This window comes from Fibrobacter sp. UBA4309, assembly GCF_002395745.1.
Classification (GTDB): domain Bacteria; phylum Fibrobacterota; class Fibrobacteria; order Fibrobacterales; family Fibrobacteraceae; genus Fibrobacter.
Genome location: NZ_DGUN01000067.1, coordinates 20,624 through 36,901, shown reverse-complemented (window position 1 = coordinate 36,901; position 16,278 = coordinate 20,624). Strand labels below are relative to the sequence as shown.

At 55.1% G+C, this 16,278-nt stretch carries 15 protein-coding genes; 1 reads left to right on the top strand and 14 read right to left on the bottom strand.

The genetic code is table 11. The annotated features are described in order from the left end of the window. Positions 1 to 150 precede the first annotated feature (150 nt). From pgsA to B3M32_RS09505, 5 genes are all read right to left on the bottom strand, one after another. Positions 151 to 1,305, bottom strand: coding sequence for a CDP-diacylglycerol--glycerol-3-phosphate 3-phosphatidyltransferase (pgsA, locus tag B3M32_RS09525; protein ID WP_290745935.1), 1,155 nt, complete (start codon positions 1,303 to 1,305; stop codon positions 151 to 153). Continuing rightward, positions 1,302 to 2,951 carry a DNA repair protein RecN gene (gene recN, locus B3M32_RS09520; RefSeq protein ID WP_290745932.1) on the bottom strand — a complete coding sequence of 550 codons (1,650 nt, stop codon included), beginning with the start codon at positions 2,949 to 2,951 and terminating at the stop codon, positions 1,302 to 1,304. The genes pgsA and recN overlap by 4 nt, the downstream gene beginning before the upstream one ends. A gap of 67 nt (positions 2,952 to 3,018) precedes the next feature. Beyond that, complete coding sequence (gene trmB / locus B3M32_RS09515) at positions 3,019 to 3,780, bottom strand: tRNA (guanine(46)-N(7))-methyltransferase TrmB (RefSeq protein ID WP_290745929.1); 762 nt, start codon at positions 3,778 to 3,780, stop codon at positions 3,019 to 3,021. 26 nt (positions 3,781 to 3,806) lie between these two features. Further along, on the bottom strand, positions 3,807 to 4,697 hold the full coding sequence (locus tag B3M32_RS09510) for an MBL fold metallo-hydrolase (protein ID WP_290745927.1): 891 nt from the start codon (positions 4,695 to 4,697) through the stop codon (positions 3,807 to 3,809). A gap of 46 nt (positions 4,698 to 4,743) precedes the next feature. Then, a complete protein-coding gene (locus tag B3M32_RS09505; protein WP_290745924.1) occupies positions 4,744 to 5,370 on the bottom strand; it encodes a hypothetical protein in 627 nt (208 codons plus the stop codon). Between the two features lie 153 nt (positions 5,371 to 5,523). On the opposite strand from B3M32_RS09505, the gene B3M32_RS09500 reads away from it, so the two are divergent. After that, positions 5,524 to 6,327, top strand: coding sequence for an exodeoxyribonuclease III (locus B3M32_RS09500; protein ID WP_290745921.1), 804 nt, complete (start codon positions 5,524 to 5,526; stop codon positions 6,325 to 6,327). 37 nt (positions 6,328 to 6,364) lie between these two features. Here B3M32_RS09500 and B3M32_RS09495 read toward each other — a convergent pair whose 3' ends face one another. The 9 genes from B3M32_RS09495 to B3M32_RS09455 all read right to left on the bottom strand — a co-directional run. Beyond that, complete coding sequence (locus tag B3M32_RS09495; protein WP_290745918.1) at positions 6,365 to 7,438, bottom strand: polyamine ABC transporter substrate-binding protein; 1,074 nt, start codon at positions 7,436 to 7,438, stop codon at positions 6,365 to 6,367. 34 nt (positions 7,439 to 7,472) lie between these two features. Next, entirely contained in the window at positions 7,473 to 8,774 is a 1,302-nt protein-coding gene (locus B3M32_RS09490) for a pyridoxal phosphate-dependent aminotransferase (protein ID WP_290745915.1), read from the bottom strand. A 206-nt stretch (positions 8,775 to 8,980) separates the two neighbouring features. Beyond that, entirely contained in the window at positions 8,981 to 10,423 is a 1,443-nt protein-coding gene (locus B3M32_RS09485) for an NADH-quinone oxidoreductase subunit N (protein WP_290745912.1), read from the bottom strand. A gap of 1 nt (position 10,424) precedes the next feature. Further along, complete coding sequence (locus B3M32_RS09480; RefSeq protein WP_290745910.1) at positions 10,425 to 11,963, bottom strand: complex I subunit 4 family protein; 1,539 nt, start codon at positions 11,961 to 11,963, stop codon at positions 10,425 to 10,427. A gap of 7 nt (positions 11,964 to 11,970) precedes the next feature. Further along, on the bottom strand, positions 11,971 to 13,926 hold the full coding sequence (gene nuoL, locus B3M32_RS09475; RefSeq protein WP_290745907.1) for an NADH-quinone oxidoreductase subunit L: 1,956 nt from the start codon (positions 13,924 to 13,926) through the stop codon (positions 11,971 to 11,973). After that, positions 13,919 to 14,224 (bottom strand): NADH-quinone oxidoreductase subunit NuoK, encoded by a 306-nt coding sequence (gene nuoK / locus B3M32_RS09470; protein WP_290745904.1) that lies wholly within the window; start codon positions 14,222 to 14,224, stop codon positions 13,919 to 13,921. Before nuoK ends, nuoL begins: the two co-directional genes overlap by 8 nt. Continuing rightward, positions 14,224 to 14,814 carry an NADH-quinone oxidoreductase subunit J gene (locus B3M32_RS09465; RefSeq protein WP_290745901.1) on the bottom strand — a complete coding sequence of 197 codons (591 nt, stop codon included), beginning with the start codon at positions 14,812 to 14,814 and terminating at the stop codon, positions 14,224 to 14,226. Before B3M32_RS09465 ends, nuoK begins: the two co-directional genes overlap by 1 nt. Next, positions 14,814 to 15,287, bottom strand: coding sequence for a 4Fe-4S dicluster domain-containing protein (locus B3M32_RS09460; RefSeq protein WP_290745898.1), 474 nt, complete (start codon positions 15,285 to 15,287; stop codon positions 14,814 to 14,816). The genes B3M32_RS09465 and B3M32_RS09460 overlap by 1 nt, the downstream gene beginning before the upstream one ends. 34 nt (positions 15,288 to 15,321) lie before the next feature. Next, the coding region (locus B3M32_RS09455) for a complex I subunit 1/NuoH family protein (RefSeq protein WP_290745895.1) at positions 15,322 to 16,278 on the bottom strand (957 nt) is incomplete at its 5' end.

Here is a 16,278-nt window from a genome sequence, read left to right as displayed (position 1 = left end):
CTTCGGGTTATGAGCCCGACGAGCTACCAACTGCTCCACCCCGCGTCGAGGATAGCCCATATATAGTAAAAAAAAGCCCATTTGGCAAGGCTTTTGCCACAATATTTTGAAAACGCTTTGTTTTCGTGCCTGTTTGCGGGCTTGCCCTGCCTACACGAATTTTTTCAGGATGTGCTTGCTGGAATAGAAATAATCTATGCCGCTGATAAGCGTAATTGCCGTAATGACGCCCATAACGGCCATCGGGAAGACGCTCCAGATGTTCTCGAATCCGGGGATGAGCGCTCGGATGGGCTCGATGGCGCCGAGAAGGATGGCTACGATGCCGATTCCCTGCAGGGCGGTCTTCCACTTGCCGCTCTTGCGGGCGGGCATGATAAGGCCTTCGCTTGCGGCGAGCGTGCGGAGCGTCTCGACGCTCGATTCGCGGAAGTAGATGAGCGCGACCATCCACACGGGAGCGTATCCGGTGGCGATGAAGCACATGAAGATGGTCATGTTGGAAATCTTGTCGCTGAACGGGTCTAGGTACTTGCCGAGCGTGCTGACTTCGCCCATGGCGCGCGCAAGCTTGCCGTCGAGAAAGTCGGTGAGCATGAACCCGAGAACCATGAGGAGCGCGAGAACCTTGAAGACAAGGCTGTTGTTGCTGTAGTCTAGGTCGTTGTCGTAGAAGAACACCCAGAGGAAGAAGGGCGTGAGCACGATGCGGCTCATCGTGAGCTGGCTCGCGATAGAAAGGGGCTTGCGGTGCGACGGATCGCGGTAGTACCAGTAGGCGTAGGCGACCGTGGAGGCGAGGATGAGCAGGATGGTCGCCACCATGCAGATTTGCTGGTAGTCTTCGAGGTTCAGCAGGTAGACGCCCATGGTAATTGTCGTCGCGAGGTTTGCCAGCTTGGACCAGCGCCTTTTTTGCGGCAACTTCTTGCCTTCGCGCAGCACGCCCAGGGAAAACAGCGTGTGGGCGATAAGGCGGGCGAGGATGAAGACGCAGCCGATGCCGAGAAGCTTCTCGACGCTTTCGGAGTTGTAGATGTCGCGTATGAAAATGCTTGTCATGACGCTGAATTGCAACAGGCCGTCAACGACGTTCAGCCATAGCCTGTAATAGGGCTTCTCGATTTCCTGGGAACGCAGCTGGTAGAGGTTCACCCATCCCATGATAAGCGCAATCAGTACAAAGGCGCTTGCCGTCTTGGCCATGCCAATCCAGATGAAATAGATGACACAGATAAAGATGAGGGCTCTGAGGATGCTCCAAATGCGTGAACGCAAGCGGACATCATCTCGTTTCTCGGTCATTTGTTGTTCTCCAGCAGTTGTTTTGCATGCTCGCGGACGGTTTCCGATTCGCCGCCCAGCATGCGTACAATTTCATCGACGCGGCCGGAATCATCGAGGTCCTTGACGGAAGTAAACGTGCGTCCGTCGATTTCCTTCTTGCTTACGGCCAGCTGATTCTTGGCCCGGCTCGCCACCTGGTGCAGGTGCGTGATCGTCAGTACCTGATGGTGCTTGCCGAGGTTGCGGAGGGCGTCGCCGATGCGGTTTCCCGTTTCTCCGCTGATTCCGGAATCAACTTCGTCAAAAATTAGCAAAGGAATTTTGTCGAGGTCGGCCATCACGCTCTTGATTGCCAGCAAAACGCGGGATAGTTCGCCGCCCGACACGGCCTTCTGCAGTGTTTTTTCGCCTTCGCCCGGGTTAGGGGCGAGCATGAACTCTATCTTGTCGGCTCCGTTGGCGGCAAGGCCCTGCGGCTGGAGGCTCGTACAGAACGTCGCCTTGGGCATGCCCAGGGCGTGCAGGAGGTCTTGTACGGATGCGTCGAACCTCTTTGCCGATTCCTTGCGGGCGAGGGAGAGCTTCTGGGCAATGGATTCGAGCTCGGCATGGGTTTTCGATTCCTGGCGGCCGAGTTCCTCGAGGTCCGCATCGAGATTCTCGAGGCAGGAGAGTTCTTCTTTCCGCGTTGCGGTAAGGGCGATAAGTCCGGCGACATCGGTGCGGTACTTGCGCTTAAGCTTCTGGATAGCCGCAATCCGGGAGTTGGCTCGGTCAATTTCTGCAGGGGAGAGCGATTCCGAGGGCGACAGGTGCATCAGGTCCTTGCAGGAACTTTCGAACGGGGCCGAGGCTTCGTCCAGCGCGGTCAGGTATTTCTCGTAATGCGGAATCTTCGCGGCGAGGGAACGCATCTTGTATTGCAGCATCTGGATCTGGTCGAGAAGTCCCTTCTCGCCGCCCAGCAGGTCCTGGATTTCGTCCAGGTGGCGTCTTTCAGTTTCGCCCTTGCTGGCGAGGTTCACCTTTTCTTCCAGTTCTTCTTCTTCGCCTTCGCGGAGAGCTGCCTTGCTGAGTTCGTCGAACTGGAACTTCAGGAAATCTTTCTGTGCGGCGAGATTCTTGGCGCGTTCCTCTGTTTCCTGGATAAGCGTGCGGATGGAATTCCACTTGCTCCAGCACTTGGTGTATTCGGCGAGCAGGTCGTGATTCCCGGCGTATTCGTCGAGCATCTGTGTGTGCGTCCGCGTGTCGCGGAGCAAAAGCTGTTCGCTCTGGCCGTGCATCTGGATGAGGCTTTCCCCGAGCTGCTGCAGGTCGGAGAGGCTTACTACCGTCCCGTTGATGCGGGCGCGGCCCTTGCCGTTTTCGAGAATTTCGCGGCGGATGATGATTTCGTCGTCCGGGTCAATCTCGAAAGATTCGAGCAGCTGCTTGATTTGCGGCTCGCTAGAAATGTCGAATGTGCCTTCGATGACGGCTTTTTCGCTGCCTGTACGCACCATCGCAGCTTGGGCCTTGTCGCCGCATACCATGCGGAGCGCCTTGAGCAAAACGGACTTGCCGGCACCGGTTTCGCCGGTAATGGCCGTGAACCCGCCGTGGAAGGGAACGGTCGCCTCGGCGATCAGCGTAAAATCTTTGATGGAAAGTTGCTTTAACATGTCAAAACTAATCTAACAAAAAATACATGTCAAAATATGACACCTGTCTTTTGGAGACGGGTCAATCCTACTTTTCGAATTCGATAATGCTCCGGTAGATGGGCCTGCCTTCTTTCTTGTACTTGCGTTCGAATCCGGTTGTGATTCCTTCGGTGGGTTCGGCCGTGTTGCGCACGATTACCTTGCAGGTGGGGAAGGCGTCAAACGTCTCGAGGGCGATTTCGTTGTATTCCTTGTGGTCGGTTCCCCAGTAGAAGATTCTCTTGCCCGGCTTGAGGCAGCGCGCGACTTCGGTCAAGAAATCGGGGCGCAGGAGCCTGTTCTTGTGGTGGCGTTCCTTGGGCCACGGGTCCGGAAAATACATGTGGAATGCGTCGACGGTATTGCTTTTGACGCAGTCCCGCAAGAAATAGAATACGTCACCGCGCAGCATGGCCGCATTCCCCTGGGCCACGACGCCGCGCTTGGTCATGCGTTCGACGGCGAATGCCGCCCACGTGTAGTCCCATTCGCTGCCCATGATAAAGTAATCGGGGTGCTTTTCGGCGTAGTCCGTCATGAAATTGCCCTTGCCACTGCCGATTTCGACTTCGATGTGCCCGTTCTCGTTAGGGAACATATCCTTCCAGTTGAAGTCGAGCCTGTGAGGCTTTCCATCGGCGGTCTTGATGGGCTTGCGGTCGCCGTTCGTACGGAACACGTAGTGCCACAGACCCTTCTGTTCGGGGTCTGCATTCAGGTCTCGGTAGAATTCGGGAATTACGACCTGCTTTTCGGCTGCATTTTCGGCAACTTCTTCTACGTTCTTGTTGATTGTATCTTCACTCATATTAATTATCAATCATCAATTATCAATTAAATAAACGCTACAACCCTGTCCCGGAATTTCTCGGGGATGTTCTTTTTGAGGGTCTCCTGGATATGCTTTTCCGAGTATTTCATGGAGAAATGGCTCAGAATAATCTGTTCGCATTTCACGTCGTCACCCATTTCGTTGAGCGCCTTCACGATGCTGTTCAGGTGTGTGTGCCCCTTCTTGTGGGCCATCTGTTCTTCGTCGTTGTCCAGGAAGGTGCATTCGGTAATCAGCACCTTCGACTTGAACACGTCGGGGTTTTCGAGCAGACTTTCGCCCAGGCAGTCGCCCATGAAGCTCAACTGCGGTTCGTAAACTTCCCGTGTGACTTCTACGCCGTTCTTGCGCAGTTCTATGATTTCGCTAGCCGACTTGCCGAGGAATTCGTCTTTCAGCTTTTTCTTGTGCAGGAGCACTGTCGCTCCCATTGCGGGCACGGAATGCTTTACCGAAAACGGTTCCAGCACCAGGTCCTTGCGGTAGCGCAGCGGAATCCTTTCGCCGGCCTTGACCGGTTCGATTTCGGGGTAGCGGAACTTGGATTCGTTTACGCCTTCGAAAAGCGCTTCGGCCTTGATCCACGCCTTGGCGCCTTCGCAGATGCTTTCCGGGAGGTAGTATACGCTGTCGCGTTCGACGCCCATCATCTTGCGGAGGCTGTTGTGCCTCATGATGCAACGGGCATGGTCGCCGTGGGCGTGCGTCAGGAATACATGGTCAAGAGGTGTCGCGTTCAGCGGGCATTCGCCCATGTCGACGCAAAAATCCATTTCGGGGAACAAGAAATACGTCGCGAGTCCGGAAATCGAAAAGCCCTGTAACGCAGAACAGGCCACCTTGTGGTGGACTTGTTTGAGGGCGTTGTGGATGTACCTGTTTTCTGTCGTCACAATATTTACCGTGACGAAAATTTAGAAAAAAATCCTTGCCGTGTTTCTACTTTGCCTTGGCGGCAGCTTCCTGGGCGGCTTTCTTGGCGGCGAGGTCTGCTGCTACAATTTGTTCAAAGTCGGTGCATTCGATTTCTTCAATGTTCGTACCCATGGCCTTGCTGCGGGTACGGGCATTACCCTTCTTTTCGGGAATGCGGAAGCAGAAATTGTAGGTGGTGCGGGCTTCGGTCGGGATGCCCATCTTGAAAATGCGAAGACGTGCTCCGGAATCCTTGTTGTAGATTTCGTGGTAATCGTACGTGTTGGCCACGCGCTGCAGGCGGAGATCCTGGCTGAACTGGAGGTCGTCGGCAATGCCGCCGCGCAGTTCCAAGGGTAGGGAGTTCTGGAAACGCAGTTCGAGCTTGTTGCCCGTCTTTACGATGGAAGTCTCTGCGGGCTTGATGAGATAACGCTGCTGGGGGATGTTCTTATAAGCCTTGTTGTGCGCCTTGCGTACTCCGCAAACCTCGCGCATGTCGGGATTGGACGAGAAGTCGATGTCGCGGCAAATCGGTGGCAGGTTCGTAGGTATTTCGAGCTGTTCGTCGCCGGAACCGGCACAGCCGGAAAGCAGGGAAAGGGCGAGGACGACAGGTGTAAACTTGATGACAGCTAAAGAAATCTTCATATTGCAAATATAATTTTGTTTAATGAAAAAGAACCTTTTTTTGTTGAGAATATGTAAATTTTTTGACTTAAACCCTGAAAGAGGGGGGCCTAGTTGACTATCCGGGTTCTAAAATTTATCTTTGTATACGGATTGTTGTGTAACTGGTAAATAATGAACATCTATAGTTGGAATGTGAACGGCATACGTTCGGCAATCAAGAAGGGTTTCGAGGATTGGTTCAATACCCAAAAACCGGAAATCCTGTGCTTGCAGGAAACTCGTGCCGACGAGGACCAGGTTCCCGAGTCCATCCGTAAACCTGAAGGATACTTCACGTACTGGAATCCCTGCCGTCGCAAGAAGGGTTACAGTGGCGTGGCCATTTTCTCGCAAATTGAACCGGATTCCGTAAACTATGGGTTCGATATCGAGGAATTCGACGAAGAAGGCCGCGTCTTGCAGCTGGTGTTCCCCGACTGGGTGCTCAACTCCATTTATTTCCCGAACGGAGGCTCCGGCGATGACCGTCTGGACTACAAGCTCCGTTTTTACGATGCGTTCCTGGACAACTGCAAGCATTGGATTGCAGACGGCAAACACGTGGTGACCGTTGGCGACTACAACACCTGCCACAAGGAAATCGACATCGCGCGCCCCAAGGAAAACGAAAACATCAGCGGGTTCCTGCCCATCGAGCGCGCCTGGATGGACAAATATGTAGAAAGCGGATTCGTGGATTCGTTCCGACTCTTGCACCCGGAAGACCGGGACCGTTATTCCTGGTGGTCAAACCGTTTCGGCGCCCGCAAGCGCAATGTCGGCTGGCGTATCGACTACGCCTTTGTCGACGAGGACCTGGCCCCGAATATCGTGAATGCGGAAATCCATTCCGAAGTCATGGGCTCGGACCATTGCCCCATCAGCATAGAACTGGAACCCCCGTTCCCGCCGCTGCCCATTAGCCACGCGGAATAAACAGGTTTATCCCTATATTGTTAAATTCGGAGTCGGACTATCGCGTCTTGATGGTTTTCCAGGCTTCGTCGAACAGCTTGGCTGCTTCGCCCGGATCCCTCAGGAACACCATGCGGCCGATTTCTTCCTCGGAAGGATTGATAACGTGGTTTCCGGTGAATTCCTTGTCCAGGAAGGCAATCGAGGCCTTGTTCGGGGTTGCGTAGTTGATGAACTTCGCAAGTTGCGCGCCGATCTGGCCGTCGAGAATGTAGTTCATGAAGGCGTAGGCGCCTTCCACGTTCTGCGACCTGCTGCCGATTGTCATGGCGTCTACCCACATGAAGGAGCCTTCGACCGGGATGGAGAACTGGAGCGAATGGTCTTCGTCGATGGCGGCCATGGCTTCGCCGTTGAATACGATGGCGGCCCAGTCCTTGCCCGAAAGCACCTTGTCTTTACTGCCTACGGAACCGTCGAATCCGACAAAATGCGGATCCTTCTTGGCCTGCAGGATGAGTTCTGCTGCCTGGTCGATTTCCTTCTTGTCTACGCTGTTGGCGTCAAAGCCCTTGGCGAGGAGTGCCATGGAGAGCATGGAGCGGCTTTCTTCGAGCAGGCTGAAGCTGCCTTTGGTCTTTGTAGAATCGAAGAGCATGCTGTAGCTCACCTGGTCCGGGGAGATGTCTTTGTCGCGGTAGAGGATGCCCGTAGTGCCCCACAGATAGGGGAGGGTATAGGTGTTGTTCGGATCGTAGTTCGGGTTCTTGAACTGGGGAGCGATGTTTACATGGTTCGGAACCTTGTTCGTATCGATGGCGGCGATGAGCCCGAGGTTGACCATCTGCTGGATGACCACGTCGGAGGCGATGATGACATCGTACGGTTTCGTGTCGGCCGACTGCAACTTGGCTATCATTTCTTCCTGGGCTTCGTAGAGGTCCAGGGATAGGGTGTAACCGGCTTGCCTCTGGAAATCGTCCAACATGGCCGGGTCAATGTATTCACTGTAAATCAGAACCGAGACCACCTTGGACGGATGTTTAGATTCATCATTGCAGTTGCAGAAAATAACGGCAGCCATGATGGCAAAAAACGCAGCTGCTAGGTAGATGGCCTTACTTTTTCCCATAGCTTCCCCTTTTTATGAATCCGAAATACGATTTCTAGCTGTGCAGGTATTCCACGATGGCGTCGTGAATCGTGGTGAACACTTCGCGCAGTTCTTCTTCGTCTTCTTCGAGGAGAGTCACGCGGAAACCCTTCAAGTCCGTGCAGAAGCTCGTGCTCGGCACCACGCAGATGCCCTTCGCGCCCAGCAGGTAGTACACGAAGCGGTAGTCGAGGTTCGTCGTCTTGCTGCACCATTCTTCCACCTTCTTCTTGATGATCGGGTTGTCGATCTTCAAGGTCTGGTGGCTGTTCAGGGTGCCTTCGCGGAAGATGATGGTGTTGTAGAATGCGCCGTAGGTCGGGTTGAAGTACAGTTCCGGAATGTCGGAAAGGATTTCGTTGATGATGGCGCTACGGCGGCCGATTTTTTCGTTAAGTGCAGAGCGGTGTTCGGCAAAGCGCTTGTCGCCCAGCACGCGCGGAATGGTCATCTGCGGGAGCGTGGTCGAGCAGACTTCCACCATCTTGGCGTTGTCGATAGCGCGGCAGAAGGCGTCGAACTGTTCGTCCTTGTCGCGGTTGTAGTATTCGGCCCAGCCGCAACGAGCGCCCGGCCACGGGTATTCCTTGGAAATACCCTTGAGCGCGATGCCCGGAACGTCGCCGATGTATTCGGCAAGCGCGTAGGCGTGGGCGCCATTGTACGTAATCTTGTTGTAGATTTCGTCGCAGATGATGAACAGGTTGTAGCGCTTCGCGATATCCACAATCTTCTTGAGGATGTCGAGCGGGTAGACCATGCCTGTCGGATTGTCCGGATTCAGAATTAGGATGCCCGCGATGCTCGGGTTGTATTTCACCTTGTTTTCCAGTTCTTCCAGGTCCGGGTACCAGTGGTTTTCGGGCTGGAGGCTGTAGGTGATGGGAGCCGTGTGGGCATGTGCCGCTTCGGCGGAACTGTGGGTGGAGTAGGCAGGGGCCGGTCCGATGATGCGGGTGTTCATCGAGAGCAGGCCGTAGATGGTGGCGATGGCGTCACCGAGGCCGTTGAAAAACAGGATGTCGTCGACGCCAATCTGTGCGCCGCCGAGCTTGTTGTTCTCTTTCACCAAAAATTCGCGGGTCTCGAGCATGCCCTTGGAGGGGCAGTAGCCGTAGCTGCGGTTCGTCTTGACGAGGTCGACCACGATGTCCTTGATCCAGTCGGGAATCTGGCATTTCTTTTCGATGGGGTCGCCGATGTTTTCCCAGTGGATGGGGAGGCCGAGTGCCTTGAGCTGGTTTGCCTTCTTCACGATCTCGCGGATTTCGTAAGAGAGTTCCTTGGCACCTTCGCTCAAAAGTCTTCTGCGCATTTTTTGCTCCTGTATAGGTATCGAAATTTTTTTCCGCTGTAATTATAGAATAATATTTACCTAAGGATGTTATTCCAGTGTCATCCTGGGCCCTGTAAAGGGCAAAGGATCCTGGTAAGAATTTCCGTTCCTTGTGGTTAAAAATGGGATAAATAAAAAAAGCAGCCTTTTACGGGGCTGCCTTTGACAACATTCGGGTGATAAATCTAGTAATTGAATCCGGCAAAGATGTTGTTGCTCAGGAACGGCAGGACTCCGATGATGACCACGGCGATGGAGAGCGTAATGATGACACTGCGCTGGCGCTTGGTGAGCCGTAACGGCGTGAGGTGGCCATCGGGTTCGTCTACCCAGGCGCTCTTGATGAGCTGCAGGTAGTAGAACAGGGCGAGCACGTTGTTGAGTACCGCGAAAGCGACAATGGCGTAGTGTCCGGTCGATGCCCCGCTGAAGAACAGGTGGAACTTGCCGAAGAAACCGGCAAGCGGCGGAATGCCGGCGAGGCTGAACATCGATATCGCAAGCGCGATGGCGATGCCCGGGTTCTGCTTGGAAAGGCCGCGCAACGAGGCGAATGTCTCTTCGCGGTGATGCCCTATAATGCCGAATACGAAGAACGCGAGGTAGTTCGATACGGCGTATACGAACAGATAGTAGATGATGGCGGTCTTCGCCATGGTGGCGGGGCCGAGGAGCGCCACCATGATGTATCCCGCCTGTGCGATGGAACTGTAGGCCATGAAGCGGCGGAGCCTGCTCTGCTTCAGGGCTCCGAGGTTGCCCACGAAGAGGGTCGTGCCGGCGAGGAGCGCGATGAAGGGGGCAATCTGTTCCTGGACGGGGGCGAGGGGGCCAAAGACGAGCACGACAAGGAACGCGATGGCTGTCGCCTTGGAGGTGACGGAAAGAACTGCCGTGACAGGAGTCGGGGCGCCTTCGTACACGTCCGGGGCCCATGTGTAGAACGGGAAAAGCGTGAGCTTGAAACCGATACCGCAGAAAAGGAACAGCACCGCGAGCCACAGGAGCGGGCTGGTGCCGGCGGCTACGGCCTGCTGGATTTCGCTGAAATGGAGCGAACCGGCGAATCCGTAAAGGTAACTGAAACCGAAAAGTTCAAAGGCCGTGGCGACAGAGCCCATCAAGATGTACTTGGTGGCCGCCTCGCTTCCGAGCTGGTCCTTCTTGTTCCAGGCCGTGAGCGCGTACATCGGGATGGTCGCGATTTCGAGGCCGAGGAAGAAGGTGAGCAGGTCACATGCCGACACGACCGTCACGCCGCCGAAGGTGGCAAATGCGATAGCGCCGATGAATTCCGCAATCTGGTGCATCTGCGGTTTGCCGTCTGCTCCGTGCTCAAAGTAGTCCTTCGAGAGCCACATGCCGAGAATGGCTGAAATCATGAGGACTTCGCGCATGAGGACGCCGAAATCGTCGACTTTCCAGTTGCTGATCAAGAACCTGCCTTCGCCGCTGGCGAGCGGGATGAAGTTCAGCAGGACGAAAATGGCGATGAAACCGAAGTTCGCGATGCGCCAGGGGAGTTTGGACCTGAAATCGCAAAAGAGCCTTATCCCGATAACGATGAACGGGAAAAGCAGCAAGAGAACGTCGGGAATGATGATATTCATGTTGAGTAAACTGGACATGTTAACCTCCTATCCCGCTGATAGCGGGCTGGGTGGCTGCAGAAATCTTTTCGAATATCGGGGCGATGCTTGCATCCAGCATTTCGGAAATCCAGCCGGGGCATATACCGATAAACAAAAGACATGCGACAAGAACGATAATGACGACTTTTTCGCGGAGGCACCCGTCGGTGAGGCTCTCGTACTTTTGCGGGAGCGGACCGTGGAGCATGCGGTTGGCCGTTTGCAGGATATAGACGGCGGTCGTGGTAATGGAGAGAATGGCGAGTATGGTCACGATGCGGGTGAGCGTGGAATCCTGCTGGAAGGCCCCGATGAAGATGGTGCTTTCGGCAATGAACCCGCTGAATCCCGGAAGGCCTAGGCCCGCAAAGCCGGCGAGCACGAAACCGACGCCGAGGAAGGGCATCTTGCGCATGATGCCGCCCATTTCCGTGATGTCACGGGTGTGCGTGCGTTCGTAGATCATGCCGATGGTCGCGAAGAAGAGCCCGGTAAGGAACCCGTGCGAGATCATCTGGAGGCTCGCGCCGCGTAGGCCGATAGGAGTGAGGGCGGCCAGGCCGAGGAAAATGAGGCCCAGGTGGCTGATGGAACTGTATGCGGTGATATACTTGAGGTCCTTGTGGCGAATTGCGATGAAGGGGCCAAGGACGACGTTGAAGATGAGGAAGGCCACCACGTAGGGCAACCAGATCTTGGCTGCTTCGGGCATGAGGAACATGGCCACGCGCAGGCATCCGTATGCGCCCATCTTCATCATCACGCCTGCGGCGAGCATCGAGACGGCGGTGGGTGCGGCGGAATGGCCGTCCGGACTCCAGAAATGGAACGGGAAAAGCGAACTCGAGACGGCGAATCCCATGAACATGAGCGGGAAGGCCCACATCTGGAAATCCATCGGGAGAGTCGTCTTGGAAAGTTCCATGATGTTCCAGCTGTTCGCTCCGCCTTCAAAGTAGAGGCCGAAAAGCGTCGCAAGAATCATCGAGGAGCCAAAGGCCAGCGTCAGGGTAAGTTTTTTCCCGCCGTAGTCGCGCTTGCCGCTGCCATAGCAGGCGATCATCAGGTACATGCAAAGCGCTTCCATCTCGTAGAACACGAAGAAGAGCACCAGGTCGAAACTCATGTACACGCCGTAGACGCTCGTCGCGAGAATCTGGATGAGGGCGAAGAATATCTTCTGGTTGCCCTTGATGTTCCAGCTGACGAGAATTCCCGCCCATACGATAAACGCCGTGAGCGCGAGCAGGAGCATGTTGAGCCCGTCGGCGCCGACGATATAGTGGGAATGGAATGCGGAAAGCCACGGGATATCGGTAAAGAAACGGAGAACGAGCGGTGCGGCGGCTTCGTCTGCGGGGATTCCCGACATAGCGTAGACGCGGTAGGTGAGGTAGCATACGATGGCGAGTACCGTCGTTGCCGAAAAGGCATGGATTGTTTTCAGGAATCGCGGATGGGCTGCAGGAATGGGCGCGCCCACGAGCACTGTAAAAAGCGGGATGATCCAGATGAGGTTAAAAAGTATCGTATCCATGTTGCGCCTACAGGGGAAGCTGGCCGAAGAAACGCCAAATGAGAACGCCGACAATCAAAGTGCCGAGATAGAACGGCAGGTAGCCTGCCTGGGCCGTGCGGACGAGGTCGCCCAACTTGTGCGTGAACCAGACGGCAAATGCGAGGAGGCCTTCGACCACGATGTCGTGGAAACCGCGTGCCACGCGGGCGACGCCGCCGAAAATGAACTGGCGGACTACCGCATAGTACATTTCATCGAAGTAGAATTTATTATAGACAACTTTGTACAGACTTGTGCGGTTTGTTGCATCGAGAGCGCGCTGGATTTTTGCCTTGGGGCTGGCGTAGAGCAACCAGGCGATAGCACAGGCGATAACGGCGATGCCAACGGCAACAAACGGAAGCCAGGGGGCTTCGGCCAGTTTCAGCAGCTGTGGCACATGGAGTTTCTCGATAACGAAGTATTCTTCGAAAAGCTTCTTGCCGACGATACCGCTGGCGAGTGCCGGGATGGCCAATACCGCTATGGGAATGGTCATTGCCAGGTCTTCGTGGACATGGCCTGCCTTGACGCCTTCGTGGCGCGGTTCCCCGTGGAAGGCGAGGAAGAACAGGCGGAACATGTAGAACGTGGTAAGGCCGCTGGTGAGGAGCGTAAGCCCGAATACGACATAATGGCGTCCCTGGAATGCCGCGAGGATGATTTCGTCTTTAGAGAAGAATCCGGAGAACGGCGGAATGCCCGAAATGGCGAGGATGGAGATTAATGCGCAGATGTAGGTGACAGGCATCTTCTTGCGGAGGCCGCCCATCGCGTCGAGATCGTTCGTATGCACCTGGTGGATAAGGCTGCCCGCAATCAGGAACAGGCTGCACTTGAAGAATGCGTGCGTAAAGATATGGAACGTGCTTGCCGTCCAGCCCGTGGTGGCGACAATCATGTGGATCTTGCAGGCGCCGAGCGCAAGCATCATGTAGCCGAGCTGCGAAAGCGTCGAGTAGGCGAGGATGCGCTTGATGTCTTTCTGCGTGCAGGCGATGACGGCGGCAAAGACCATCGTGAAGGCGCCAACCCACATGATGAGCGTAAGCGTATCGCCGCAGATAGTGAAGAACGGGAACAGGCGTGCCACGAGATAGACGCCTGCGACCACCATCGTCGCGCTATGGATAATCGAACTGACCGGAGTCGGACCTTCCATCGCGTTCGGGAGCCAGATATGCATCGGGAACATGGCGGATTTGCCCCAGCCACCGGTAAATATCAGGACGGAACCGAGGATAAGCGCGTTCGCGCGTGACATTTCAAGAAGTCCCATGTTGACCGTGCCGGCCTTGAACGGGGCCATAGAAAGCGAATTGATCGTCGAGAAGTCGAAGCTCCCGACGACGTAGCTCACGAGGACGATACCGAGCAAGAAGAAACTGTCGGCAAAGCGCGTGAGGATGAACGCCTGTTTCGATGCGCTGACGGCGGAATTCTTGTGGTACCAGAATCCGATGAGCAAGTAGCTGGAAACGCCGACGAGTTCCCAGAAGATGAACATCTGGAAAAGGTTCGTGGCGACGACAAGCCCGAGCATGCTGAAGCTGAACAGCGAGAGCAACGCGAAGAAACGTCCTTCGGCGCGGTCTTCGCGCATGTAGCCGATGCTGTAAATGTTCACCATCAGGCTGATGAAAGTGACGACGACGAGCATCATCACCGAGAGCGGGTCGACGAGCATGCCGATCTTGGCGACGAGATCGCCTGCGAACGGAATGAACGTGTATTCGAATAGGACCGCCTTTTGCGGGGCGTAATCCGAGGCGAAGTAATGGAATGCGACGATTATGGCGGACAGGGCCGAGATGCCGTTCAGGGCAACGGCGATAACCGCGGCGGCTTTCGCATTCTTGTTTCCGACAAAGAGCCCGTTGACGACGAACGTCAGGAGCGGACAGAGGAAAATCAGGTAACTGAGGGTGATATCGTTAATCATGTAAATCCCTCAACTGGTCTGCGTCAAGGCTCTTGTGACGGCGGTACATGGTGACGATAATGGCAAGGGCGATTGCCATTTCGCATGCCGTCACGGCGATGACGAAAATACTGAACAGCGCACCGGCTGTAGAATCGTGTGCGCTAAAGTAGGCGAAACTGATAAAGTTGATGTTCGCCGCGTTCAGCATGAGTTCGATGGAAATGAGCATCCCGATCAGGTGACGCCTGCGCATAAGGCCCCAGACACCGATGCCGAACAGGATAAAGGCTAGAATAAGGCAATTCATCAGGTTCATTATTTAACCGCCTTTTCTTTTTCGACTTCGTCCTTGGTCTTGCGGGCGATGGTGATGGCGCAGATGAGCGTCATCAGGAGCAACACGCTGACCACTTCGAACGGGATGATGAATCCGTCAGGCCCGTAACCGAGAAGACGGAGCGAGAACTGTTCCAGCCCGGAGTAGCCTTCGGGGGCGCTGACAACGCCGCTGGAAAGCGATTCTACGGGGAGAATGCACTTTATCATCACGAAAACAAATGCAATCGACAGGGCGAAGGCTGCAAATAATCTCGGGATTTTTGTGGAGAAGGCGTCTTCGCCGAGATGGCTAGTCAATAGAATCGTGAATACCACAAAGATGACGACGCCGCCGACATAGACCATTACCTGGGCTAGCGCAATGAATTCCGCGTGCAGGAGCAGGTAGAGGATGGCGGTGGCGACAAAGCTGAAGATGAGGGCGACTGCGCTTTGCAAGATGTTTTTGACGGCGACAGTGAAGACCGCGGTCACGAGCATCACGATGGCTACGGCATAAAACGCGATGTCAATGCCTCCCATCGGGAACGAAAGCGGAAAATCCGGTATGGTTAGATTTGGGAACATTAGCCTTGTCCCTCCTTCTTGTTCAATATCATCTCGAGCGAGTTCGGGTCGGTCGTGGCGACTTCGAATTCCTGGTTCATGCGGATGGCGCCGAAGGGACACGCTTCAACGCAGAGCCCGCACTGGGTGCAGCTCGCGAAATGGTAGATGTAGCGTCCGAGCACTTTCTTGCCGGCGATGTTCTTGGTGGCAAGGACGTTGATGCTGGCGTTCGGGCAGGCGCGTTCGCACATGCCGCAGGCGGTGCAGAGGTTGTTGCCGTCCTGGTCTTCGATCATCTCGAGCCTGCCGCGGAAACGTTCGTGCATCTTCAATGTCTTGCGGTTTTCGGGATACTGTTCCGTGACGATGCGCCTTGGGTCGAAGAAGTACTTTAGCGAAACGGAAAGTCCGCACATGAGGCTCCACGGCCCCGTGATGCAGCGCTTCAGGTAGCGCTTGAAATACTGTATTAACGTTATATTCTCTTGCATATATCCAAATCTCTAAAAAGTCTCACGCCTATACTTAACCCCAAATCACTATATATGCCGCTCCGGTTGCCAGCAATACGAGGTTTACGGGCAAAAGGAACTTCCATTCGAAATCCATGAGCTGGTCTACGCGCGGGCGCACGAACGTCCAGCGGACCATCATGTAGCACCAAATCATGAAGTAGACCTTCGCGAAGAACCACACGACTCCCGGCACCATGTTGAGGTAGTTGTCCACGAAGGCAACTCCGATGCAGGGCGGCAGGAAGCCTCCAAGGAAGCACGTGGTGGCCAGTGCGGAGTTCGTGACGAGCGCGATGTATTCGGCGAGGTAGAACATGGCGAACGGCGTGCCGTTATATTCCGTGTGGTAGCCGCCCGTGAGTTCCTGCTCGGCTTCGGCGATGTCGAAGGGCGCGCGGTTCATTTCGGCGGTAGAGGAAATAAAGAACAGGATGAATGCGACAATCCCGAGTACGGGAATCTTGAAAATCCACCAGTCGAGAATGGTTCCCTCTTGCCCGAGAGTGATGCTCATCAGGTTCGTGGAACCCGAAATCATCACGACGAACAGGAGAATCATCGTGAACGAGATTTCGTAGCTGATCATCTGGGCGCCGCTACGGAGTGCACCGAGCAGGGAATACTTGTTGTTGCTGCTCCAGCCGCCAAGCAATATGCCCAAAACGCCGAAGCCGTTCACCGCGATAATGAGCGGGATTCCCATCGAAACGTCTGCAACGACGAGGTTGCGCCCGAACGGGATAAGCGCGCACACGATGAAGGGGGCGATAAGCACGATGAGCGGGGCGAGGTAGAACATCAACTTGTCTGCGCCGCTCGGGGCATACACTTCCTTGAAGAGCATCTTGATAACGTCGGCGACGGTCTGGATGGTTCCGTGCCAGCCGAGGCGCATGGGGCCAAGCCTGCACTGGATATGCGCGCAGACCTTGCGTTCCATGTAGATGAGAATCGGGGCAGACCCGAT